Source organism: Agrococcus sp. SCSIO52902, from assembly GCF_022983135.1.
GTDB lineage: Bacteria > Actinomycetota > Actinomycetes > Actinomycetales > Microbacteriaceae > Agrococcus > Agrococcus sediminis.
The window spans coordinates 548618-572408 of record NZ_CP095269.1 but is presented as its reverse complement, the minus strand read 5'-3'; the positions used below and the strand labels follow the sequence as shown (position 1 = coordinate 572408).

The window sequence follows — 23791 nt, the reverse complement described above, 5'->3', positions numbered from 1 at the left end:
TCGCGCTCGAGCGCGCTGCTGCCGCGGCGCGCCATGATGGACCCGTGCCGTCGAGGATGCCGGAGTTCGAGATGCCGCCGGAGCCACCGGCCGGCGTGGTCGACGACGCGCCCGACCGTGTCGACGCATCCGAGGCATCCGCCGCCGAGCCGCAGCCGGCGCCCGATGCCGACCGCTCGGGGAGCGGCGCTGCCCGCCGGAGGCTCATCGCCGGCGTCATCCTCGCCGCGCTGCTCGTCGTGGGCGGCTCGACCGCCGCGATCGTGCAGGCCGTGCAGCGCCAGGCCGAGACTGCCGACACCGCGGCGCTCACCGAGCTGGCGCTCGACTACCTCGGGGCGATCGCCGACGGCCGCGCCGACGACGCGACGGCGCTCGTGCCGGTCGAGGGCGACGCCCCGCTGCTGACCGACGCGGCGCTCACCGCCGCCGACCGCACCCGGCGGTTCGACGTCGCGGCTGTCGAGCTCGACGGCGACGCCGCGGCCGTGCTCGTCGAGCTCTCCGGCGGCCCGGGCCGCATCGAGCGGCAGCTCGCCGCGGTGCGCGACCCGGACGGATGGCGGCTGACGACGAGCCTCGCGGAGCGCGTCGTGCTCGAGCAGGAGCGGGGCGTCGGCGTGCTGCCGCGCCTGCTGGGCGTCGAGATCGGCGGCGTCGGCGGCACGCTGCTGTACCCGGGCCTCTACCGCACCGAGCCGATCGACGAGGGCCTCGTCAGCATCGAGCCGTCGACGATCCGCGTCGACGGCGACCCGGCGACGCCCGCAGAGACCGGGCTGCCCGCCTGGCGGGCGTCGGAGGGTCTCATCGACGAGGCCCGGCGGCTCGCCCTCGCGCACGGCGTCGCATGCCAGGCGGCGTCCAGCTGCCCGGCGCCGGCGGGGGCGCTGCTCGGCCTCGGCGACACCGCGCAGCTGCAGATCGCCGACGACGGCGCGCTCGAGCTCGACGTGCCCCTGCGTGCGCTCGCCGAGGGCTCCGCCGCGCCGGCCGATCTCTGGATGGGGGTGCGTGCCACGGCCCGCGACGGCGGCGGGGTCGACTTCGCGTGCACGGTGCGCCAGACGCGCGTCGGAGCCACCGCGACGCCGGAGGCCGAGGTGCCGCCCGAGTGGCAGCCGTGCGGCTGAGCGTCGCGCGCCGGGGTCAGCGGGGGCCGGATGCCTCGGGGTCGTCGCGCGGGTCGCGCGCGTCGGCGACCGGCGCGTCCGCCGTCGCCTGGGCGTCGTCCGCGTCGGGCGCCGCGGTCGGCCGGTCGAGCGCCTCGTCCTCGACGTCCGCGTCGTCGGGGCCCGCGCCATCGCGCCTGCGGCCCTCGCGCATCCGCTGCAGGTCGGCCGCGGCCTCGTCGCGCAGTTTCGGGAAGAACACGATCGAGGCGGCGAAGGCGAAGGCGAGCGAGACGATGAGCGAGAGCCACCACAGCACCTGCGCGACCATCAGCACCGCGAACGGCACGAGGAAGAGCGCAGCGCGCACGAGCAGGTAGCGCATCGAGGGGGCCATGCACCAAGTCTATGAGCGCCCCATAGGCAGGGGACGTACGCTGGGGTCATGAGGTGGCTCATCATCGGCGGGATCCTGGCCCTCGTGGTCACGGTCTACGCGCTCGTCGACCTGACGGTCACCGACGATCGCCGCGTCCGCCGCCTCAACCGCGTGCTGTGGGTCGTGCTCATCGTCGTGGTGCCCGTCTTCGGACCGATCGCGTGGCTCGCGTGGGGCAAGGGCCCGCGCGCCGACGCCCGCCCGATGGCGCCCGACGACGACCCCTCGTTCTCCCGCTCGCCCGACGTGACCGACGAGGAGGCCGACCGCCGCATCGCCGAGATCGAGGCGCAGCTCGCCGCCCTCGAGTCCGAGGACTTCGGGCCTCCGCCGGCCCCCGAGCGCGCGCCCGACCCCGAGCCGCGGCCGAAGCCGCACCCGCCGGTCGTCGGCCCCGAGGACGAGGCCGACGGCGACGCCGACGGCACCGGGCGCCGCGCGCCCGACGACGGCGACGCCGCACGTGCCTGAGGCGGCCCTGCCGGCCGCCGCCTACGCCGACCGGCTGGTCGCCGCGCTCGCCGCCGCCGGGGTCGCCGACATCGTCGTCTGCCCGGGCTCCCGCTCGCAGGCCATCGCCCTCGCCGCCGCGCGCATGGCGCGCGAGGGCGAGCTCGCGCTGCACGTGCGCGTCGACGAGCGCACGGCCGCGTTCCTGGCCCTCGGTCTCGCGCGCGAGACCGGCCGGCCCGCCGCGATCGTCGTCACGAGCGGCACCGCCGTCGCCAACCTGCACCCCGCGATGCTCGAGGCGCACCACAGCGACGTGCCGCTCATCGCGATCACCGCCGACCGCCCCGCCGAGCTGCAGGGCATCCGCGCCAACCAGACGGCGCACCAGCCGGGCATCTTCGGCGACGCGGCGCGCGTGCTGCTCGACATCTCGGCGGATGCGCTCGTCGACCCCGAGGGCGACGCGGTCGCCGCCGTGCGGGCCGCGCTCGGCTGGCGCGACGACGCGCACACCGAGCCCGGCCCCGTGCAGCTGAACATCGCCTTCCGCGAGCCGCTCTCGGGCGGCGAGCAGGCGCGGCCGCTGCCCGTCGAGCGGGTCGAGCGCCCGCCCATGCCGACCGCCGTGCTGCGGCCGGCCGAGCGCACCGTGGTGATCGCGGGCGCCGACGCCGGGCCCGCGGCCGTCGACCTCGCTGAGGCGATCGCCGCGCCGCTCATCGCCGAGCCCACCTCGGGCGCGCGCTTCGGGCCGCTGCTCGTGCAGCACGGGCGCGACGTCATCCCGCAGCTCGCCGACGAGGTGCGCCGCGTCGTGGTCGTCGGCCACCCGACCCTGTCGCGGGCCGTGAGCGGGCTCATCCGCCGCCCCGACGTCGAGGTGGTCGCGATCGGGCGCGCCGGGCAGGACAACGTGCGCGGCACCGGCGCGAGCACCGTGCTGAGCGGCCGCATCGAGGTCGAGGAGGCCGAGCCGGGCGCCGACGCCGAATGGATCGACCGCTGGGTGCGCGCCGGCCGCGCGCTCGCCGCCGAGCGCGACGCCGAGGCCGCCCCCGACTCGGCGCTCTCGCGCGCCGACTACGCGAAGGCGGAGCTCGCCGAGGGCCGCCGCCCCATCTCGCGCCGCGACCTCGTCACGCAGGTGTGGGAGCGCACCTGGCCGCACGACCGGCTCGTGGTCGCCGCCTCGCGGCTCATCCGCGAGCTCGACGCGCACGCCGGCCCCAAGGCGGTCACCGCCCGCGCCAACCGCGGCCTCGCCGGCATCGACGGCACCGTGAGCACCGCATCCGGCATCGCCATCGCGCACGAGCGCGCCGGCGGCGCCGGACTCACGCGCCTGCTCATCGGCGACCTCGCGCTGCTCCACGACGCCGGCGGGCTGCTCGTGCCGCCGGGGGAGGAGCGGCCACGGCTGCAGATCGTCGTCGGCAACGACCGGGGCGGCTCGCTCTTCGACCTGCTCGAGGTCGCCGGGAGCGCCCACCTCGACGACTTCGCGCGCGTGCAGCGCACCCCGCACGACGTCGACCTCGAGCACCTCGCCGCCGCCTACGGCTGGCCCTTCGAGCGCGTCACCGATCGCGCCGGCCTCCGCCGAGCCCTCTCGCAGTCCCGACCGGGCATCATCGAGGCAGTGCTGGAAGGGGACACGGATGGGCAGCAGCAGCTCTGACCTGCGGATCGACGCCGACTCGACGATCGTCGTCACCGGCGGCGCGAGCGGCATCGGGCGGCTCGTCGCACTCGGCGCCGCCCGCCGCGGCGCGCACGTCGTCATCTGGGATCGCGACGGCGCCGCCGCGCGCGTCGCGGCCGCGGAGGCCGACGAGGCGGGCGGGCGCGGCAGCGCGGTCGTCGTCGACCTCGCCGACGCCGACGCGATCGAGCTCGCCGCGGCCGAGACGCTCATGCTCGGCCCCGTCGACGTGCTCGTCAACAACGCCGGCGTGGTCTCTGGCCGTCCCCTCGCCGAGCTGACGCCGGCGCAGATCGACCGCACGATGCGCGTGAACGCGATCGCGCCCATCCTCGTCACCCGGGCGCTGCTGCCGGCCATGCGCGACCGCGGCCGCGGCCGCATCGTCACCGTGGCGAGCGCCGCGGGCTTCATCGGCGTCGCCGGCCAGACCGACTACGCCGCCTCGAAGTTCGCCGCCGTCGGCTTCATGGAGTCGCTGCGGGCCGAGCTCCGCAAGGAGCGCTCGCCCATCACGACCCTCACCGTCGCGCCGTTCTACATCGACACGGGCATGTTCGACGGCGTCACGACCAAGGTGCCGGCGCTGCTGCCGATCCTGTCGCAGGCGCGCGTCGCCACGCAGATCCTCGCCGCCATCGAGTCGCGCCGTCCGCTGCTCGCGCTGCCGCCGCTCGTGCGGCTCGTGCCCGTCATCAAGGCGCTGCCGACCGCCCTCGCCGACCTGGTGGCGGATGCGCTGGGCGTCAACGAGGGCATGGACGGCTTCACGGGGCGCGCGGCCCCGTCGCCGTCGGCCGCGGAGCGGACGGAGCACCGCTGATGCGCTGGCCCTGGCAGCGCAGGCGCGAGCTGCCGCCGGTGCCGCAGGTGACCGAGGCGGTCGAGCGCCGGTGGATGCTGCCGCGCACCCTCATCGTGCTGCTGTCCGTCATCGCCGTGTTCGCGGTGCTCATCCTGCTCAGCCAGGTCGCATCGTTCCTCGCCCCCGTCTTCCTCGGCTTCAACCTCGTGATCGCCGTGATGCCGCTGCAGCAGTGGCTGCTGCGCGTCGGCGCGCCCCGGATGGTCGCGGCCCTCGCGTCGCTGCTGACGGTCTACGCGTTCCTGCTCGCGCTCCTGTGGTCGATCTACTGGTCGGTGCAGTCGCTCGTGACCGAGCTCCCCGGCTACTCGGCCCGCTTCAACGCGATGTACCGCGACGTGCTCGCCTGGCTCGAGACGCTCGGCGTCTCGCAGGACGAGGCGCTCGAGCAGCTGCAGAGCGCCTTCAGCCCGAGCGCGATCGCCGGCGCCGTCGGCGCGCTCGCCTCCGACGCGGGCAGTGCGCTCGCCTTCGTCGCGACGCTCTTCGTCGTGGTCTTCTTCCTCGCCTGGGACTCCGTGCAGCTGCCCGAGCGCATGCAGCGCATCGCGGTGACGAACCCGGGCATGGTGCGCGGCATCGACCGCTTCGCCGCCGGGGTGCAGCGCTACTGGGTCGTGACGACGCTGTTCGGCCTCATCGTCTCGGCGCTCGACCTCATCGCGCTCATGCTGCTGGGGGTGCCGCTCGCGCTCGTCTGGGCCGTGTTCGCCTTCGTCACCAACTACATCCCCAACGTCGGCTTCGTGCTCGGCGTGATCCCGCCCACGCTCATGGCGCTGCTCGCCAACGGCCCCATCAACGCCCTCGCGACCGCGATCCTCTTCAGCGTCATCAACTTCGTGATGCAGTCGCTCGTGCAGCCGAAGGTCGCCGGGGATGCGGTGGGCGTCACGCCCGCGACCTCGTTCCTGTCGCTGCTCGTGTGGGCGTTCGCGCTCGGCCCCATCGGCGCGCTGCTGGCGCTGCCGTCGACGCTCGCGGTCAAGACGCTGCTGATCGACCCCGATCCGCGGCTCGCCTGGGCGAGCAAGCTCATGTCGAGCAAGCTCGACGCGCCTCCGGGCGGCAGGCTCGGCCGCGCCGTCGCGCCCGGCGTCCGGCCGCGCGCGGAGGGCTCACCGCAGACTCGCTGACAGCGGGGGCTAGTCTCTGGCCCATGACAGCGATCACCGACGCGCTCCGCATCACCCGCTCCGTCCGCCTCGACGAGGTGGACCCCGCATCCACGCCCGGCTTCGACGGCGACAAGCTCGCGGGGCGGGCGGCGCTCGCGGCCGGCGCCGACCACCTCTCGCAGCTGCAGGAGCGGCTGTACGCCGCGAGCAAGGCGGGCGACGAGCGCTCGGTGCTGCTCGTCGTGCAGGGGATGGACACCGCCGGCAAGGGCGGCATCATGCGCCACGTGCTCGGCCAGGTCGACCCGCAGGGCGTCAAGATCACCGCCTTCAAGGCGCCCACCGACGCCGAGAAGCGGCACGACTTCCTGTGGCGCTTCGAGCCGGCGCTGCCGAAGCCCGGCATGATCGCCGTCTTCGACCGCTCCCACTACGAGGACGTGCTGATCCACCGCGTGCGCGGCTTCTCGACGCCCGAGGTGATCCAGGAGCGCTACGGCAAGATCGTCGAGTTCGAGCGGGGGCTCGTGGAGCGCGGCATCACGGTCGTCAAGGTGATGCTGCACGTCTCGTTCGAGGAGCAGGGCGCGCGCCTGCTCGAGCGGCTCGACCGCCCCGACAAGCACTGGAAGTACAACCCGAACGACGTCGAGGAGCGCACCCGCTTCCCCGACTACATGGAGGCGTACCAGATCGCCATCAACCGCACCGCGCGCGCTGCGGCGCCGTGGCACGTGGTGCCCGCCGACCGCAAGTGGTACGCGCGGCTCGCGGTGCAGGAGCTGCTCGTCGAGGCGCTCGAGGGCATCGACCCGCAGTGGCCCGAGGCCGACTTCGACGTCGCGGTCGAGCGCGAGAAGCTCATCGCCCTCGGCGGCACGCCGCCCACCGAGGAGGCGAAGGCCGAGGCGAAGGCGAAGGCCAAGGCCAAGGAGAAGCAGGCCAAGACGGACAAGAAGCAGGCGAAGGCGGCGACCGAGTAGGGCGCCGCCCCCGGCTACGGCAGCGGGTCGGCGAGCGCGTCGGTGATCGGCCGCAGCTTGACCGCGGTCTCGGCGAGCTCGGCCGCGGGATCGGAGCCCGCGACGATGCCGGCGCCCGCGAACGCGCGGATCGCGCCGTCGGGCGCGATCTCGGCGCCGCGCAGCGCGATCACCCACTCGCCGCCGCCGTCGCCGTCGACCCAGCCGACCGGGCCCGCGTAGCGGCCGCGGTCGACGCCCTCGAGCTCGCGGATGATGCGCAGCGACGCCGCGCGCGGGGTGCCGGCGACCGCCGCGGTCGGGTGCAGCAGCGCGAGCACGTCGAGCGTCGAGCGCCCCTCGCCGAGGGTGCCGGTGATGTCGGTCGCGAGGTGCCAGAGGTTCGGCAGCCGCAGCGGGAACGGCTCCGACGCCCGCGCGTCGGGCGCGAGCTCGCGCAGCACCGCCATCGCCGAGTCGGCCGCGAACCGGTGCTCGCGCAGGTCCTTGTCGCCCGACGCGAGCGCCTCGGCGATCTCGGCGTCGCGCGCCGGCGTCGCCCCGCGCGCCGCGGTGCCCGCGAGCACCCGCGAGAAGAAGTGCCCGCGGTGCGCCGCCACGAGCGTCTCCGGGCTCGCGCCGACGAGCCCGTCGACCGCGTAGGTGACGGCATCCGGGTAGCGCTGCACGAGCCCGACCGCGACCGAGCGCACGTCGCCGTCGGGCGGCAGCTGCCCCACGCGGTCGCGCGCGACCACGAGCTTCTCGGCCTCGCCCGAGCGGATGCGCTCGGTCGCCTCGGCCACGACGGCCCGGTAGCGCTCGGCGTCGATCGCGCCGTCGGTCAGCTCGACGCGCACCTCGTCGACCGCTGTCGGGTGCAGGCGGCCCTCGTCGCCGATCCAGGTGATCCACTCGTCGTCGCCGCGGCGCCCCACCACCACCTGCGGCACGATGAGCACGCTCGTCGCCGCCGAGTCGTCGTCGAACGCGAAGGCGCCGAAGGCGACGAGCCCCGTGCCGGGCACGCCGACCGCGTCGTCGACGACCGCGTCCTGCGCGACCCGACGCCACGCATCCGCCGCGTCCGACAGCCGGGACGGGCCCGAGAACTCGAGCCGGAGCGCCTCGCCGCGGCCGACGATGCCGTCGGCGCCGCGCCGGATCGCGAGCGGCGCGCGCGGGTCGGCGTGCTCCAGCAGGCGCCCGAGCTCCGCGCGCTCGGTGCGCACCCGCAGGCCTGGCATGCCTGCCAGCCTATGCCCGCGGAGCCTGGGCGGCGGCAGGGGAGCGGGCAGGCGGGGACGCCTAGGATGGAGCACGTGAGCCGAGCAGACATGCAGAAGGACCCGGACCAGGTCGCGGGCATGTTCGACGCGACGGCGAAGCGCTACGACCTGCTGAACTCGCTGCTGTCGGGCGGCAACGACCGCTTGTGGCGCATCCACATGCAGCGCGCCGTCGCCCCGAAGCCGGGCGAGCGCATCCTCGACGTCGCCGCCGGCACCGGCGCCTCGTCGGCGCCGATGGCGAAGGCGGGCGCGCTCGTCACCGCCCTCGACATCAGCCACGGCATGCTCGAGGAGGGCCGCAGGCGCCACCCCGACATCGAGTTCGTGCAGGGCTCGGCCGAGGAGCTGCCGTTCGACGGCGACACCTTCGACGCCGTCACCATCTCGTTCGGGCTGCGCAACGTGCAGCAGCCGCGCGCCGCGCTCAGCGAGTTCCACCGGGTGCTGAAGCCCGGCGGCCGGCTGGTCGTCTGCGAGTTCTCGCAGCCGCCCGTGAACGTCGTGCGCAAGAGCTATGAGCTCTACCTGCGCACGGTGCTGCCGGGCCTCGCCAAGGCCGCCAGCAGCAACCCCGAGGCCTACCGCTACCTGGTCGAGTCGATCGCCTCGTGGCCCGACCAGCAGGCGCTCTCGCAGTGGATCCGCACCGCCGGCTTCATCCGCGTCGCGCACCGCAACCTCACGCTCGGCGTCGTCGCGCTGCACCGCGGCCGCAAGCCGAGCGAGCAGACCGCTGCCATGCGCCTCGCGCGCCACGCGCAGCCGGAGGAGCAGGGCTCCTGATGCCGACCATCGCCGAGGCCTTCGGGCTCAGGGGGCCGCGGTTCGCGTCGCCCGCCGACTGCCGCGTCGTCGACGCGGTCGAGCGGGGCCTCGACGAGCTCGAGGGGCGGCTCGACCGGCACGTGCGCGTCGCCGACCCGGTCGCCGACGCGGCCACCCGCTACCTGCTCGAGGCCGGCGGCAAGCGCGCCCGGCCGCTGCTGCTGCTGCTCGCCGCCCACCTCGGCTCCGGCATCGACGACCGCGTGCTCTCGGCGGCCGAGCTCGTCGAGATCACGCACCTCGCGAGCCTGTACCACGACGACGTGATGGACGAGGCCGACACCCGCCGCGGCGTGCCCTCGGCGCACACGGTGTGGGGCAACAGCGTCGCCATCCTCGCCGGCGACCTGCTGTTCGCGCGCGCCGGCCAGATCGCCGCGCCTCTCGGCTCGGAGGTCGCCGAGCTGCAGGCGCGCACCTTCGAGCGGCTGTGCCTCGGCCAGCTGCACGAGACGCTCGGCCCCGGCGACGCCGACCCGGTCGACCACTACCTGCAGGTGCTCTCCGACAAGACCGGCTCGCTCATCGCGGCCGCGGCCGAGCTCGGCGTCGTCGTCAGCGGCGCCGACCCCGCGCACCGCGCGGCGCTGCGCGAGTTCGGCGAGTGCATCGGCGTCGCCTTCCAGCTCGTCGACGACGTGATCGACCTCTCCGCCGACCCCGAGACGGGCAAGGACCAGGGCAACGACGTGCGCGCGGGCGTCGCCACCCTCCCGGTGCTGCTGCTCGCCCGACGCGACGACGACGCATCCGCGTCCCTGCTCGCGCGCCTGCGCGAGCCGGCCGACGACGCCGACCTCGCCGCCGCCGTCGCCGAGCTCGCCCAGCACCCGGTGGTCGACGACACCGTCGCCGAGGCGGAGCGCTGGCAGCGCGAGGCGCTGCACGCGCTCGCGTCGCTGCCCTCGGGCACCGTGCGGCGCGCGCTCGAGGCCTTCGCCGAGCACGTCGTCTCGCGCACCCGCTGACTTCGCACCAGACCGGGCGGCGCGGCCGCCCCGCATCCCGAGGAGGACCGTGAGCGCTCCGCTCCGCATCGCCGTGGTCGGCGCCGGCCCCGCCGGCATCTACGCCGCCGACATCCTGAAGAAGTCGGTCGCCGAGGCCGGAGGCGACGTGCTCATCGACCTGTTCGAGCACCTGCCCGCGCCCTACGGGCTCGTCCGCTACGGCGTCGCACCCGACCACCCCCGCATCAAGGGCATCATCGCCGCGCTCCGCGAGGTGCTCGAGTCGGGCGTCGTGCGCCTGTTCGGCAACGTGCGCTTCGGCGAGGACATCCACGTGGCCGACCTCGAGCGGCTGTACCACGGCGTGATCTTCGCGACCGGCGCCACGAAGGACGCCCCGCTCGAGATCCCCGGCATCGACCTGCCCGGCTCCTACGGCGCCGCCGACTTCGTCTCCTGGTACGACGGCCACCCCGACGTGCCCCGCGAGTGGCCGCTCGAGGCGAAGGAGATCGCCGTCATCGGCAACGGCAACGTCGCGCTCGACGTCGCCCGCATGCTGGTGAAGCACCCGGAGGACCTGCTGCCCACCGAGGTGCCTGCCAACGTCGTCGCCGGGCTCGAGGCATCCCCGGTCACCGACGTGCACGTCTTCGGCCGCCGCGGCCCGCTCGGCGTGAAGTTCACGCCGCTCGAGCTGCGCGAGCTCGGCGAGCTGCGCGACGTCGACATGATCCTCCACGACGAGGACTTCGGCGTCGATCCCGATGAGGAGCAGCAGAAGCAGAACAAGCAGATCCTCGTCATCTCGCGCGTGCTCGACCAGTGGCGCCAGCGCGAGGTCGGCCACGCCTCCCGCCGCCTGCACCTGCACTTCTGGTCGCGGCCGGAGGCGGTGCTCGGCGACGGCCGGGTCGAGGCCCTGCGCGTCGAGCGCACCCGCCCGACCGAGCACGGGCTCGAGGGCACCGGCGAGCACCGGGAGATCCCCGTGCAGGCCGTCTACCGCGCGGTCGGCTACTTCTCGTCGCCGCTGCCGGAGGTGCCCTTCGACGAGCGCCGCGGCGTCATCCCGAACATCGCCGGCCGCGTGCAGGACGGCTCGCGCCCCGTGCCCGGCATGTACGCGACGGGCTGGATCAAGCGCGGACCGGTGGGCCTCATCGGCCACACGAAGTCCGACGCGAAGGAGACGATCGAGCAGCTGCTCTCGGACGAGCACTCGTGGTGGACGCCCGAGCCGTACGACGCGGATGCCGTGCCGCGGATGCTCGCCGAGCGCGGCGTCGCCTGGACCGACATCGCCGGCTGGATCCGCCTCGACGAGCACGAGATGGCGCTCGGCGCCCCGCAGGGCCGCGCCCGCGTCAAGGTGGTGCCGCGCGACGAGATGATCGCCGTCTCGCGCGACGAGCGCTGACTTGGAGCCCGCCGGGCTGCTGCTGATCGCGCTCGCCGCCGTGGGCGCGGGCGCGATCAACGCGGCGGCCGGCGGCGGCACGCTCATCACCTTCCCGGCGATGCTCGCGGCAGGCATGAGCCCGCTCGCGGCGAACATGACGTCGTCGATCGGGCTGCTGCTCGGCACGCTCGGCGGCGCGTGGAGCTACCGGCAGGAGCTGCGCCGCCAGCGTCGCCGGTTCCTCGTGAACGCGCCGTTCGCGGCGGTCGGCGGCGCGGTCGGCGCGGTGCTGCTGCTGCTCACGCCCTCCGACGCGTTCACCGCGATCGTGCCCTGGCTCGTGCTCGCGGCGGCCGCGCTGTTCGCCGTGCAGCCGCTCATCGCCGCCCGGCTCGGGCGCTCGGCGGACGACGCCTACGACGTGGATGCGACGGGCGGCTGGGCGGCGAAGGCCGCGTTCGTGCTCATCGGCGTCTACGGCTCCTACTTCGGCGCCGGCATCGGCGTGATGATGCTCGCGATGCTCGGCCTCCTGATCCACGACTCGCTGCAGCACCACAACGCGCTGAAGAACGTCGTCGCGGGCGTCATCAACGGCACGGGCGCGCTCATCCTCGCCTTCTCGCCGCTCGTCGACTGGGGCGTCGTGGTCGTGATGCTCGGCGGCTCGCTGCTCGGCGGCATCGCCGGCGGGTGGCTGTCGCGGCGGGTGCCGTCGTGGCTGCTGCGCGCCGTCGTGATCGCCTTCGCGCTGGGGGTGGCGCTCGCGATGCTGCTCGGCTGAGCGGCTACTGCAGCGCCGAGCTCAGGCGCGCGATGCTGTCGAACATCTGCGCCACCCGGTGCCGGGCCATCCACGCCTCGAGCGTGAGCTCGGTCGACTGCTGGCGGTACGCCTCGGCGATCCCCTCGAGCTGCGCCACCATCCCGTGGCCCTCGACGAGCATCGAGACCTCGAAGTTCAGGCCGAACGAGCGCATGTCGATGTTCGACGAGCCGATGACCGAGACCTGGTCGTCGAAGGTCATGAACTTCGAGTGCAGCACCGTCGGCTTCGCGAAGAGGGTGATGCGCACGCCCGCCCGCAGCAGCTCCTCGTAGTAGGAGCGCTGCGCGTGGTACGTCCAGAACTGGTCGCCGATCTCGCTCGCGAAGAGCTCGACGTCGACGCCGCGCATCGCCGCCGACGTGATCGCGTAGCGCATCGTCTCGTCGGGCACGAAGTAGGGGCTGACGATCGTGATGCGCTCCTGCGCCGCGTGCACGAGCTCGACGAAGATGCGCAGGTTGATCTCGCCCTCGAAGCCGGGGCCGGAGGGCACGACGGATGCGTTGAGGTCGCCGTCGGGCGTCGTCGCGCTGGTCGCGAGCTCGGCGAGCTCGTTCGTCTCGGCCCACCAGTCCGACCAGAACAGCACGTCGAGGGCGCGCACGGGAGGCCCCGAGAACTCGAGCCAGGTGTCGCGCCACTGCAGGCCGCGGCGGAGGTTCTTGCGCAGCAGGTAGGAGGGGTCGACGAGGTTGAGCGAGCCCGTGAAGCCGACGGCGCCGTCGATGACGACGAGCTTGCGGTGGTTGCGCAGGTCGGGCCGCTGCCACTGCCGGCGGAGGGGGCGCAGCGGCAGCATGTCGCGCCACTCGGCGCCCATCGCCTCGAGCCTCGCGATGGTCTGCTTGCGGCGCGGGTAGCGGCGGCTCGTGAGGTGGTCGACGAGCACCCGCACGGTGACGCCGCGCGCGGTCGCGCGCTCGAGCGCGGCGAAGAACACCTCGGTGCGCTCGGAGGCGACGAGCAGGTAGAACTCGACGTGCACGAACGACTCGGCCTCGTCGATGCGCCGCGCCATCGCCTCGAGCTGCGCGTCGAACTCGCCCCACACGATCGCCTCGGCCGGGCCGAGGTGCGGCATCGACGACAGGGAGCGGTTGAGCTGCAGGATGCCGCCGAGCCACTCCGGCCGGTCGCGGGGCGCGGGCGCGTCGTCGATGTCGAGCGTGCTCTCGCCGATGAGCTCCTGGATGGCGGCCATCTTCTCGCGCCGCCCCCGCGAGAGGCGGTTGTTGCCGAGCAGGCCGAACAGGATCCAGCCGAGGATGGGCTGGATCATGATGATGAGCAGCCACGCGATCGCCGAGGCGGGCCGCCGCTCGTAGGGGACGACGACGAGCGCGAGCAGGCGCAGCGCGATGTCGAGTGCGATGAAGAGCGCGCCGAGGACCTGCGCGACGGTCGGGTCCACCTGGTTCGCTCAGCCCGGCGTCAGCGGAAGTTGACGAACTGCAGGTCGATGTCGAGGTCGGCGCCCTTGAGCAGCTGGATCGTCGCCTGCAGGTCGTCGCGGCTCTTCGAGGTGACGCGCACCTCGTCGCCCTGGATCTGCGTCTTGACGGTCTTGGGGCCCTGCTCGCGGACGAGCTTCGTGACCTTCTTGGCGTCCTCGCTCGAGATGCCGTCCTTCAGGCCGATCTCGATGCGGAACTCCTTGCCCGAGGGGTAGGGGTCGCCCTGGTCGAGCATCTTCAGGTCGATGCCGCGCTTGATGAACTTCGACTGCACGACGTCGAGCACCGCCTTGACGCGCTCCTCGCTGGAGGCCTTCAGCAGCAGCTTCTCGCCGCTCCACGCGACATCCGCCCCGACGCCCTTGAAGTCGTAGCGCTGCTCGACCTCCTTGCGCGCCTGGTTGACGGCGTTGTCGGCCTCCATCTTGTCGACCTTGCTGACCACATCGAACGAGGAATCTGCCATGCCCCGATCCTAGGCGTCCCCGCCCCTCCGCCCCATCCCTCGCCGAGCGGCGCCGCTCGGGAGAGGCCGCGGGGAACGACGAAGCCCCGCCTCGAGGGCGGGGCTTCCGGATGTGGCGAGTGAGGGATTCGAACCCCCGAAGTCGATGACAGCTGATTTACAGTCAGATCCCTTTGGCCGCTTGGGTAACTCGCCGAGGCCGTGCAGGCCGTCGTCAAGGATACATGGCCCACAGGAGCGCCTGCGACCTCCGCGCGACCTCCGTCGCGTTCGGTAGGTTCGAGGCATGCGCGAGCTCCACGAACTGAACGTCGGGCTCGCCGTCGAGGCGGCCGAGCTCGCGCGCACGCGCCGGGCCGAGGGCGTCGCGGTGGCCGCGAGCAAGTCGAGCCTCGTCGACATCGTCACCGAGGCCGACCGCGAGGTCGAGCGGCTCGTGGTCGACCGCATCCGCACCGCGCGCCCCGACGACGGCATCCTCGGCGAGGAGGGCACGAGCGTCGCGGGCACGTCGGGCCTCACGTGGGTCATCGACCCGATCGACGGCACCGTCAACTACTTCTACGACATCCCCGCGTACGCGGTCTCGATCGCGCTCGTCGAGGGCGAGCCCGACCCGACCACCTGGCGCGCCGTCTCCGCCGCCGTCGTCAACGCCGCGACGGGCGAGCGCTACGAGGCGCTCCGCGGCGGCGGCGCCCGCCGCGACGGCCGCGAGATCCGGGTGGCGGATGCGGTGCCCGCCGAGGTCGCGCTCGTCGCCACGGGGTTCGGGTACGACGCGGGCCGCCGGCAGCGGCAGGCGGCCGTCGTGCAGCGCCTGATCGGCTCGGTGCGCGACATCCGCCGGGGAGGCTCGGCCTCGCTCGACCTGGCCTGGGTGGCCAGCGGGAGGCTGAACGCCTACTACGAGATCGGGCTGCAGCCGTGGGACATGGCGGCCGGCGCCCTGCTCGTCGAAGAGGCCGGCGGAGTCGTGCGCGGATGGCAGGGGGCGCCGGCGAGCACCGCGTTCCTGTTGGCGGGGCACGCCGAGGTCGCCGACGAGCTGGCGGTGCTGCTCGCCGACATGCGTCCGGACGAGATCTGATAGCCGGACTCGCTCTTGCTTCGCTGTTATCAATCCGTTACATTTGGTGGTCGGAGCGTGCGACGAGAGCATCCCCAGCGTGCCTTTGCACCTGACGTCCGGTTCATGCCACGATCGGTGACGGCAGGGCTGCCATTCCGCTGGATCCAGCGCTTCGCGAACCCTGTGACCACGACCTCTAGGACGGCCCCCGCGTGACCAACCCCACCCGACGAGCACTCCGCTCGTCTGCTGAGGACGTCAGGCGACCCGCCGAGCAGGGGCTCACCCGACGCCAGCTGCGCGAGCAGCAGCGCGCGGCCGAGTCGATCGCGCTCACCGCGAGCGAGGCGCGCGCCGCCGAGCGCGTCATGGTCGTCGAAGGCTCCGCTCCGCTCTACACGACCCGTCGCGCCATGCGCGAGGCGGCCACGCGCGTCGCCCACGAGCTGCCCGTGCAGATCGCCGAGCCGACCTTCACCGAGCCGCTCATCACCGTCGACGCCCCGTCGCTCGGCAACGGCGGCGACCAGGTGCCGGGCGTGCGCCAGCCGCGCGCGCTCGCACCCCGCGTCGTGCGGCAGACCGTCGCGATCGCGCCGCCGCCGCGCCGCACCTCGAGCCTGCGCGGCATCGCGCGGAAGATCACCGCCGGCGGCGCGCTCTTGTTCATTGGCTCGCTGGTCGTCGTGACCTCGCTGCCCGCGCAGGCGGTGCAATCCCCGGAGGAGCTCTCGGCTGAGATCGCTCAGATCGACGCTGGGCAGCAGACGCTGGCGGGCAACGAAGCGGACTCCACGTCGTACTTCTCGCGAGACGACATCGTCGTCACTGACGAGATTGCCGAGGCACGTATGTCGGCGGGTGAGCTTGCGGCATTCCAGGCCGTCGCCGATGCAGAGCCGACGGGCGCGTCCTACGGCGGCGACCCAGCTTTCCCACGTACGTGGAGCATGCTGCAGACCAGCGTGGCGCAGTCGCCATTCCCCTCGTTGGCTCAGCTTCCCGTGTCGAGCGGCTTCGGCAACCGTCCCGGCGGATTCCATGGGGGGACTGACATCCCCCTACCGCTGGGAACGGAGATCCGCCCGATCGCGAACGGCGTGGTATCAGCCGTATGGCAGGGCAACAACCCTGGTGGCGGGGGCTACGTCGTCTTCATCGACCACAACATCGACGGCCAGTTCGTGCAGTCCTGGTACGCGCACATGCTGCCCGGCTCGATCCAGGTCGAGGTCGGCCAGGTCGTCGACATCACGACCGTCGTCGGCCAAGTCGGCAGCTCCGGGCGCTCGACGGGCCCGCACCTGCACCTCGAGCTGAAGAACAGGGAGTACGTTTCGTTCGATCCGATGCTCTGGTTGCAGACGCGCGAGATGAACCTCGAGTACCGCGGCTACTGACGCATCCGCGCGACGAAGGGCCCCGCCGAGCGGCGGCGCCCTTCGTCGTCGCCGGCGCGTCAGCCGGTGCGCACCCACACGACGTCGTCGGCCGAGAGCGAGGCGGAGTCGAGCGGCGACGACGACAGCAGGATCTCGCCGCGCGGCACGTCGACGGCGTCGTGCCCGAGGTTCGCCACCACGGTCACCCCTCCGTTCCGGAACGCGAGCGCGGTCGGGCCCACGTCGAGCCACTCGAGCGCGCCCGAGCCGAGCTGCAGCTCCTGCCGCAGCGCGAGGGCGCGCCGGTACATCTCGAGCGTCGAGCCGGCGACGCCCTCCTGCGCGTCGCGCGCGAGCTGCGCCCACAGCGGCGGCTGGGGGAGCCACGTCTCGCCCGTGCCGCTGAAGCCGTACGCGGGCGCGTCGGCCTCCCACGGGATCGGCACGCGGCACCCGTCGCGGCCCCACAGCTCGCCCTGCGTGCGCGCGAACGTCGGGTCCTGCCGCTGGTGCGGCTCGATCGCGGTGACCTCGGGCAGCCCGAGCTCCTCGCCCTGGTACAGGTAGGCGCCGCCGGGCAGCGCCAGCATGAGCGCGGTCGCGGCGCGGCCGCGGCGCAGCGAGACGACCGGGTCGGCCTTCGACTTCGAGGTCGGGCCGATGCCGGCGCCGTGGGGCGGCGGGGGCACGAGTGCGAGGCGCGTGCGGTGCCGGATCGTGTCGTGGTTCGAGAGGACCCAGGTGGGCGGGGCCCCGACCTCGCCGAAGGCGCGGATCGAGTCGTCGATCACCTGGCGCAGCAGGGTCGCGTCCCACGGCGTCTCGAGGTAGACGAAGTTGAAGGCTTGGTGCATCTCGTCGGGGCGCACGAACCGCGCCATCTTCTCGAGCGGGCTCACCCACGCCTCGGCGCACAGCACGCGGTCGCCCTCGTACTCCTCGAGCACCAGGCGCCAGCGGCGGTAGATCTCGTGCACGTGCTCCTGGCCGAAGAACGGCGAGTCCATCGAGCCGGCGGCGATGAGCTCCGCGTCGACGTCGGGCAGGCCCTCCGCCTTCGCGTTGCCGTGCGCCACGTCGACGCGGAAGCCGTCGACGCCCCGGTCGAGCCAGAAGCGCAGCACCTCGACGAACATGTCGCCGACGACCGGGTTGTCCCAGTCGAAGTCGGGCTGCGAGGTGTCGAACAGGTGCAGGTACCACTGGCCGTCCGGCACGCGCGTCCAGGCGGGGCCGCCGAAGACGCTCTGCCAGTTGTTGGGCGGCAGCTCGCCCTGCTCGCCCTTGCCGTCGCGGAAGATGTAGCGCGAGCGGGCCTCGCTGCCGGGCGCCGAGCGGAGCGCCTCCTGGAACCACACGTGCTCGTTCGAGGAGTGGTTGGGCACCAGGTCGACGATCACCCGCAGGCCGAGCCTGTGGGCCGTCTCGAGCATCCGGTCGAAGTCCTCGAGCGTGCCGAACAGCGGGTCGACGTCCATGTAGTCGGCGACGTCGTAGCCGGCGTCGCGCTGGGGGGAGCGGTAGAAGGGGCTGAGCCACACGGCGTCGACCCCGAGCTCGGCGACCGCCGGCAGGCGGGACGCGATGCCGGCGAGGTCGCCGACACCGTCGCCGGATGCGTCGGCGAAGCTGCGCGGGTAGATCTGATAGATGACTGCGGAGCGCCACCACTCGCCGCCGGGGGCGGCCTGGAGCGCTGCGGACTGCGTCTGAGCGTCGGTCATGGCACCAAGGCTAGGGGAGGGCGCCCTCGGGCTCACCCGGGTGGCGAAGGTCACGACTTGCCAACGATTGCGCCGAGCGCGCCGCCCTCGGCTTGCATGACCGGGTGACGTCGGCCACAAGCGAAAGAAGGCACCATGAAGCACAGCGGCCTCATGAAGGCGGCCGGGGTCGGAGCGCTCGCGCTCACGCTCGCGGCCTGCGCCGGCGGCGGCACCCCCGCCCCCACGGAGGGCGGCAGCGAGAGCCCGGCGCCCCAGGGCGGCGGCGAGCTCGTCGTCTGGATGGACGAGAACCGCGCCGCGGCGCTCGAGGGCGTCGTCTCGACGTTCGAGGAGGAGACCGGCACGACCGTCGAGGTCGTCATCAAGGACTTCGGCACCATCCGCGACGACCTGACGACCCAGGCGCCCTCCGGCGAGGGCCCCGACGTGGTCCTCGGCGCCCACGACTGGATCGGCAAGCTCGTCCAGAACGGCGTCATCTCCCCGGTCGAGCTCGGCGAGATCGCCGGCGACTTCGAGGAGGTCTCGATCCAGGCCATGACCTACGAGGGCTCCGTCTACGGCGTGCCCGTCTCGATCGAGAACATCGCGCTCGTGCGCAACACGGCCCTCGCGCCCGAGGCGCCCGCGTCGTGGGACGACCTCGTCGCGACCGGCCAGGCCGCGGTGGAGTCCGGCGAGGCGGAGTTCCCGCTGCTCGTCGGCATCGACCCGAACAACGCCGACCCGTACCACCTGTACCCGATGCAGGCGTCGTTCGGCGGCCCCGTCTTCGGCATCAACGAGGACGGCTCGTACAACGCTGACGACCTGCAGCTCGGCAACGAGGGCAACGTCGCGTTCGCGACCGCGCTCGGCGAGTGGGGCGCGCAGGGCATCATCAACCCGAACATCTCGCAGGACATCGCCAAGGAGCAGTTCGCGAACGGTGCCTCGCCGTACACGATCACCGGTCCGTGGAACCTCAGCACCTTCCAGGACGCGGGCATCGAGTACGCGGTGAGCGAGATCCCCTCGGCCGGCGGGCAGCCCGCCACGCCGTTCGTCGGCGTGCAGGGCTTCATGGTCTCGGCCTACGCCAACAACCCGATCGTCGCGTCGCAGTTCATCACCGAGTACGTCGCCGGCGAGGAGGCCCAGACGGCCATCTTCGAGTCGGGCCAGCGCGCCCCCGCGCTGTCGTCGGCCTTCGAGGCCGCGCAGTCGAACGAGGACGTCGCAGCGTTCGGCGCCGTCGGCGCCGAGGGCGTCCCGATGCCGAACATCCCCGAGATGGACGCGCTGTGGGCCGACTGGGGCACCACCGAGGCGCAGATCATCGCGCAGCAGGGCGGCGACCCCGCCGCGCTGTGGACCGCGATGGCGGAGAAGATCCAGGGCAGCCTGGAGGGCTGATCCCCTCATGGCGGCGGCCGGCCCTGCTGGGGCCGGCCGCCGTCCCATCCCATCGGCCGCGCCCATCCGGGGCGCAGAGGAGATCCGTGTGACGACGAAGTCCGCCCCGAAGGCGCCCGCGAAGGCCCCGAAGCGGGGCATCCACCACCAGCCGCCGAGCATGCGCGTGCTCGCCGTGAAGATCGTGCTGCTCTCGCTCGTCGACGCCGTCGCCGTGTTCGCGATGTCGGCGCTCTTCTTCAAGGGCGACTACGCGGTCGCCGGCATCGTGCTCATCGTCACGCTGCTGGTCAACTGGATCTACCTCAGCCCGGGCCTGCTGCCCGCGAAGTACCTCACGCCGGGCCTCATCTTCCTCGGCATCTTCCAGATCTTCGTGATCGTCTACTCGATGATCATCGCCTTCACGAACTACGGCGACGGCCACAACTCCACCAAGGAGGACGCCGTCGCATCGATCGTGCTGCAGAACACGCAGCGAGTGGAGGGCTCGCCCGCCTACCGCGTCACCGTCGTCGACGGCCTGGGCGGACTCGGCCTGCTCGCGACCTCCCCCGAGGGCGAGGTGCTCGTCGGCACCCAGGAGGAGCCGCTCGAGCCCGTCGACCCGGGCGCCGTCACGCTCGAGGGCGAGCGCGCCGTCGCCGTCGAGGGCTGGACGAGCCTCGCCATGCAGGACATCCTGCAGCGCCAGCAGGAGATCGCCGCGCTGCAGGTGCCGCTCTCCGACGACCTCGCCGACGGCTTCCTGCGCACCACCGACGCGGTGAACGCCTACGTCTTCGAGTCGACCTTCGTCTACGACGAGGCCGCCGGCACCATGACCGACACGCTCACCGGCACGGTCTACGAGGATCGGGGCAACGGCGCCTTCGAGTCCGCCGACGGCCAGCAGCTCGGCACCGGCTGGCAGATCTTCGTCGGCGGCCAGAACTTCCTCTACCCGTTCGAGAACCCCCGCTACGGCGGTGCGCTGCTGTCGGTGATGGCCTGGACGTTCGCGTTCGCGATCCTGTCGGTCGGCATCTCGTTCTTCCTCGGCCTCTTCCTCGCGATCGCGCTCAACGACCCGCGCATGAGGTCGAAGCAGGTCTACCGGGTGCTGTCGATCCTCCCGTACGCGTTCCCGTCGTTCCTCGGCGCGCTCGTGTGGCTGGGCCTGCTCAACACCGAGTTCGGCTTCGTCAACAACGCCATCTTCGGCTCCGCCGACATCCCGTGGCTCACCGATCCGTGGCTCGCGAAGGTCTCGATGATCGTCGTGAACGTCTGGCTCGGCTTCCCCTACATGTTCCTCATCTGCCTCGGCGCGCTGCAGTCGATCCCGGAGGAGCTCACCGAGGCGGCCGCGGTCGACGGCGCGACGGGCTGGCAGGTGTTCGGCCGCATCAAGTTCCCGCTGCTGCTCGTCTCGACGGCGCCGCTGCTGATCTCGTCGTTCGCGTTCAACTTCAACAACTTCAACACCATCTACATGCTCACGCGCGGCGGCCCGCGCATGCAGGGCATCGAGGAGAACGTCGGGCACACCGACCTGCTCATCACCCTCGTCTACAAGACCGCGTTCGAGGGCGGCACCCGCGACTACGGCCTCGCGGCCGCGCTCTCGATCATCATCTTCATCGTCGTCGCGACCGTCTCCGCGATCGCGTTCCGTCGCACCAAGGCGCTGGAGGATCTCAACTGATGAGCATCGACTCGAACCCGGTCGCCCCGCCGAAGGAGCGCACCCCCGTCCCGCAGCCCCGCATGCGGTTCGGCAAGTGGATGCGCGAGCTCGGCTGGCGGCACCTCGTCGGCATCGCGGTGGTCATCTTCGCGACCTTCCCGCTCGTCTACGTGCTGAGCGCATCCCTCAACCCCGGCGGCACGCTCACCGGCTCGAACGTGCTGTTCCGCGAGCTGTCGGTGCAGAACTACGTCGACCTCTTCAGCGATCCGCGCCGGCCCTACGGCGCCTGGTTCGCGAACACCATGATCGTCGGGCTCGCGACGTCGATCGGCACGGTGTTCCTCGGCGCGCTCGCCGCCTACGCGTTCAGCCGGATGCGCTTCACCGGCAGGCGGCCGGGCCTGCTGGCGCTCATCATCGTGCAGATGTTCCCGCAGCTGCTCGCGGTGGTCGCGATCTACCTGCTCATGCGCGGCATCGGCGAGGTGTTCCCCGCCATCGGTCTCGACTCGCTCATCGGCCTGATCATGGTCTACCTGGGCGGCGCGCTGGGCGTGAACACCTACCTGATGTACGGCTTCTTCAACACCGTGCCCGCGTCGATCGACGAGGCGGCGAAGCTCGACGGTGCCGGCCACGCCCGCATCTTCTTCACGATCATCCTGCGACTCGTGGCGCCCATCCTCGCCGTCATCGGCCTGCTGTCGTTCATCGGCACGACGAGCGACTTCGTGCTGTCGTCGGTCATCCTCACGAGCCCTGACAAGCTGACGCTCGCGGTGGGCCTGTTCCGCTACGTCTCGGAGGAGACGAGCACCAACTACCCGGTCTTCGCGGCCGGCGCGGTGCTCGCGGCCATCCCCGTGATGGTGCTCTTCCTCTGGCTGCAGAAGTACATCGTCAGCGGCCTCACCGCGGGCGCCGTCAAGTAGGGCGTGCCGCGGCGCGCCGCGGTGTGGCACGGTAGGGGCATGTCCCAGACGCGTGCGCCGATCGACCGAGGCCGGTTCTCGAACAAGACGGTCTTCATCATGGCCGCGATCGGCTCCGCCGTCGGGCTCGGCAACATCTGGCGCTTCCCCTACGTGGCCTACGAGGGCGGCGGCGGAGCGTTCATCCTGCCCTACCTCGTGGCGCTGCTCGTGGCCGGCATCCCGCTGCTCCTGCTCGACTACGCGATCGGCCACTCGCAGCGCGGCTCGGCGCCGCTGTCGTTCGCGCGGCTGTCGCGGCGGCTCGAGTTCATCGGCTGGTGGCAGGTCGCCATCTGCGTCGTCATCTCGGTCTACTACGCGGCGATCCTCGCCTGGTCGGTGCAGTACGTCGGCTTCTCGTTCACGCAGGCGTGGGGCGACGACCCCGAGACCTTCTTCTTCGCCGACTTCCTGCAGGCCGCCGAGACGGGCGTCACGCTCGACTTCGTGCCGGCCGTGCTCATCCCGATGGTCATCATCTGGGCGGTGGCCATCGCGGTCATGGCGCTCGGCGTCCAGAAGGGCATCGGCGCGACCGCGGTCATCTTCATCCCGGTGTTGCTGATCGCCTTCGGCGCGCTCGTCGTGCAGGCGCTCACGCTCCCGGGCGCGATCGACGGCCTCCAGACCCTCTTCGAGCCCAACTGGGCGGCGCTGCTCGATCCGGCCGTCTGGGCGAGCGCCTTCGGCCAGATCTTCTTCTCGCTCTCGGTCGGCTTCGGCATCATGATCACCTACGCCTCGTACGTGGGCCGCAAGATCGACATGACGGGCTCCGGCTTCGTCGTCGGCTTCGCCAACTCCGGCTTCGAGCTGCTCGCCGGCATCGGCGTGTTCGCGGCGCTCGGCTTCCTCGCGCAGGCGTCGGGCGCGGCGGTCGCCGACGTGGTGGCCGGCGGCATCGGCCTCGCCTTCATCGCCTTCCCGGCGATCATCTCCGAGGCGCCGTTCGGGGCGCTGCTCGGCGTGCTCTTCTTCGTCTCGCTCGTGCTCGCCGGCTTCACGTCGCTCGTGAGCATCCTCGAGGTCGTCATCTCGGCCGTGCGCGACAAGCTCGAGATGAGCCGCATCGCCGCGACGCTCGCCGTGACCGTGCCGATGGCGGCCATCAGCATCCTGCTCTTCACGACCACGAGCGGCATCCTCGTGCTCGACATCGCCGACTACTTCATCAACCGCTTCGGCATCCTGCTCGTCGCGCTCGTCGCCATGCTGGCCGTGGCATGGGCGGTGCGGCGCGTGCCGTGGTTCGCCGACCACATGAGCCGCTACGGCTCGGTGCGCCTCGGCCGCTGGTGGGTCGTGCTCGTCACGTTCGTCACGCCGGTGCTGCTCGCGGTCATGCTCGTGCTCGAGCTCGTGACCGCGATCGGCGAGCCCTACGGCGGCTTCCCGGCGTGGATGCTCGGCGTGTTCGGGTGGGGAGTCGCGGGCGCCGCGCTCGTGGCGGGCATCCTGCTCTCCATCCCGAAGTGGAAGGCGACGACGCCGCTCGAGGCGCCGGAGCACGACGAGGAGGTGATCCGATGACCGCCGGAGCGCTCGTGATGATGGTCGCGGCCATGGTCGTCCTGTGGGGCGGTCTCGCCGCGGCGATCGTGAACATCGTCCGCTTCCAGGGCGAGGAGCCCGCCGACTCGGGGCGCGACCTCTGAGCCCGGTCGAGCTTCCCCGAACCCCGCGGCTCCGGGCCGAGACCC

22 protein-coding genes and 1 tRNA gene are annotated in these 23791 nt (G+C 72.5%); 17 read left to right on the top strand and 6 right to left on the bottom strand.

Going from position 1 to position 23791, the window contains the following annotated elements; genetic code table 11:
• The first annotated feature begins 44 nt into the window (after positions 1-44).
• A complete protein-coding gene (locus tag MU522_RS02790; RefSeq protein WP_246992312.1) occupies positions 45-1133 on the top strand; it encodes a hypothetical protein in 1089 nt (362 codons plus the stop codon).
• A 16-nt stretch (positions 1134-1149) separates the two neighbouring features.
• On the opposite strand, the gene MU522_RS02785 is transcribed toward MU522_RS02790, so the two are convergent.
• Positions 1150-1509: a DUF4229 domain-containing protein gene (locus MU522_RS02785; protein WP_246992310.1), complete on the bottom strand. Its 360-nt coding sequence runs from the start codon at positions 1507-1509 to the stop codon at positions 1150-1152.
• 48 nt (positions 1510-1557) lie between these two features.
• On the opposite strand from MU522_RS02785, the gene MU522_RS02780 reads away from it, so the two are divergent.
• The 5 genes from MU522_RS02780 to MU522_RS02760 are packed head-to-tail and all read left to right on the top strand — an operon-like array spanning position 1558 to position 6672.
• A complete protein-coding gene (locus tag MU522_RS02780; RefSeq protein WP_128188407.1) occupies positions 1558-2022 on the top strand; it encodes a PLDc N-terminal domain-containing protein in 465 nt (154 codons plus the stop codon).
• Positions 2015-3682: a 2-succinyl-5-enolpyruvyl-6-hydroxy-3-cyclohexene-1-carboxylic-acid synthase gene (gene menD / locus MU522_RS02775; RefSeq protein WP_246992308.1), complete on the top strand. Its 1668-nt coding sequence runs from the start codon at positions 2015-2017 to the stop codon at positions 3680-3682. The genes MU522_RS02780 and menD overlap by 8 nt, the downstream gene beginning before the upstream one ends.
• Positions 3663-4529, top strand: coding sequence for an SDR family NAD(P)-dependent oxidoreductase (locus MU522_RS02770; protein ID WP_246992306.1), 867 nt, complete (start codon positions 3663-3665; stop codon positions 4527-4529). Before menD ends, MU522_RS02770 begins: the two co-directional genes overlap by 20 nt.
• The gene (locus MU522_RS02765; RefSeq protein WP_246992304.1) at positions 4529-5707 is read left to right on the top strand and encodes an AI-2E family transporter; all 1179 of its coding nucleotides are present in this window, start codon (positions 4529-4531) and stop codon (positions 5705-5707) included. The genes MU522_RS02770 and MU522_RS02765 overlap by 1 nt, the downstream gene beginning before the upstream one ends.
• Positions 5708-5730: 23 nt before the next feature.
• Positions 5731-6672: a PPK2 family polyphosphate kinase gene (locus tag MU522_RS02760; protein WP_246992302.1), complete on the top strand. Its 942-nt coding sequence runs from the start codon at positions 5731-5733 to the stop codon at positions 6670-6672.
• Between the two features lie 14 nt (positions 6673-6686).
• Here the strand turns inward: MU522_RS02760 and MU522_RS02755 are convergent, their stop codons facing one another.
• Entirely contained in the window at positions 6687-7898 is a 1212-nt protein-coding gene (locus MU522_RS02755) for an isochorismate synthase (RefSeq protein WP_246992300.1), read from the bottom strand.
• 75 nt (positions 7899-7973) lie between these two features.
• Between MU522_RS02755 and MU522_RS02750 the strand changes: the two genes are divergently transcribed.
• Genes MU522_RS02750 through MU522_RS02735 form a run of 4 tightly spaced genes read left to right on the top strand, consistent with a single transcriptional unit; the run spans position 7974 to position 11904 of the window.
• Entirely contained in the window at positions 7974-8726 is a 753-nt protein-coding gene (locus MU522_RS02750) for a class I SAM-dependent methyltransferase (RefSeq protein ID WP_246992298.1), read from the top strand.
• Positions 8726-9736, top strand: a complete 1011-nt coding sequence (locus MU522_RS02745) for a polyprenyl synthetase family protein (RefSeq protein ID WP_246992296.1) — start codon at positions 8726-8728, stop codon at positions 9734-9736. Before MU522_RS02750 ends, MU522_RS02745 begins: the two co-directional genes overlap by 1 nt.
• Before the next feature lie 49 nt (positions 9737-9785).
• Entirely contained in the window at positions 9786-11138 is a 1353-nt protein-coding gene (locus MU522_RS02740) for an FAD-dependent oxidoreductase (protein WP_246992294.1), read from the top strand.
• A 1-nt stretch (position 11139) separates the two neighbouring features.
• Positions 11140-11904: a sulfite exporter TauE/SafE family protein gene (locus tag MU522_RS02735; protein ID WP_246992292.1), complete on the top strand. Its 765-nt coding sequence runs from the start codon at positions 11140-11142 to the stop codon at positions 11902-11904.
• A gap of 4 nt (positions 11905-11908) precedes the next feature.
• On the opposite strand, the gene MU522_RS02730 is transcribed toward MU522_RS02735, so the two are convergent.
• From MU522_RS02730 to MU522_RS02720, 3 genes are all read right to left on the bottom strand, one after another.
• A complete protein-coding gene (locus tag MU522_RS02730) occupies positions 11909-13360 on the bottom strand; it encodes a phospholipase D-like domain-containing protein (protein WP_246992289.1) in 1452 nt (483 codons plus the stop codon).
• 20 nt (positions 13361-13380) lie between these two features.
• Entirely contained in the window at positions 13381-13869 is a 489-nt protein-coding gene (locus MU522_RS02725; protein ID WP_128188398.1) for a YajQ family cyclic di-GMP-binding protein, read from the bottom strand.
• Between the two features lie 113 nt (positions 13870-13982).
• Positions 13983-14064 (bottom strand) — tRNA-Tyr (locus MU522_RS02720).
• Positions 14065-14155: 91 nt separating this feature from the next.
• Between MU522_RS02720 and MU522_RS02715 the strand changes: the two genes are divergently transcribed.
• Together MU522_RS02715 and MU522_RS02710 are read left to right on the top strand one after the other, a co-directional pair.
• A complete protein-coding gene (locus MU522_RS02715) occupies positions 14156-14959 on the top strand; it encodes an inositol monophosphatase family protein (protein ID WP_246992287.1) in 804 nt (267 codons plus the stop codon).
• 350 nt (positions 14960-15309) lie between these two features.
• Complete coding sequence (locus MU522_RS02710) at positions 15310-16341, top strand: M23 family metallopeptidase (protein WP_128188396.1); 1032 nt, start codon at positions 15310-15312, stop codon at positions 16339-16341.
• Positions 16342-16400: 59 nt separating this feature from the next.
• On the opposite strand, the gene MU522_RS02705 is transcribed toward MU522_RS02710, so the two are convergent.
• Positions 16401-18047 carry a glycoside hydrolase family 13 protein gene (locus MU522_RS02705; RefSeq protein WP_128188395.1) on the bottom strand — a complete coding sequence of 549 codons (1647 nt, stop codon included), beginning with the start codon at positions 18045-18047 and terminating at the stop codon, positions 16401-16403.
• A gap of 135 nt (positions 18048-18182) precedes the next feature.
• On the opposite strand from MU522_RS02705, the gene MU522_RS02700 reads away from it, so the two are divergent.
• The 5 genes from MU522_RS02700 to MU522_RS02680 all read left to right on the top strand — a co-directional run bounded on the left by MU522_RS02700 (position 18183) and on the right by MU522_RS02680 (position 23746).
• Positions 18183-19445 carry a maltose ABC transporter substrate-binding protein gene (locus MU522_RS02700; RefSeq protein WP_246992285.1) on the top strand — a complete coding sequence of 421 codons (1263 nt, stop codon included), beginning with the start codon at positions 18183-18185 and terminating at the stop codon, positions 19443-19445.
• An 88-nt stretch (positions 19446-19533) separates the two neighbouring features.
• On the top strand, positions 19534-21132 hold the full coding sequence (locus MU522_RS02695) for an ABC transporter permease subunit (protein ID WP_225792872.1): 1599 nt from the start codon (positions 19534-19536) through the stop codon (positions 21130-21132).
• Positions 21133-21194: 62 nt separating this feature from the next.
• Positions 21195-22049: a sugar ABC transporter permease gene (locus MU522_RS02690; protein ID WP_246993408.1), complete on the top strand. Its 855-nt coding sequence runs from the start codon at positions 21195-21197 to the stop codon at positions 22047-22049.
• 39 nt (positions 22050-22088) lie between these two features.
• Positions 22089-23621 carry a sodium-dependent transporter gene (locus MU522_RS02685; protein WP_246992283.1) on the top strand — a complete coding sequence of 511 codons (1533 nt, stop codon included), beginning with the start codon at positions 22089-22091 and terminating at the stop codon, positions 23619-23621.
• Entirely contained in the window at positions 23618-23746 is a 129-nt protein-coding gene (locus tag MU522_RS02680; RefSeq protein WP_246992281.1) for a methionine/alanine import family NSS transporter small subunit, read from the top strand. The genes MU522_RS02685 and MU522_RS02680 overlap by 4 nt, the downstream gene beginning before the upstream one ends.
• Positions 23747-23791 lie beyond the last annotated feature (45 nt).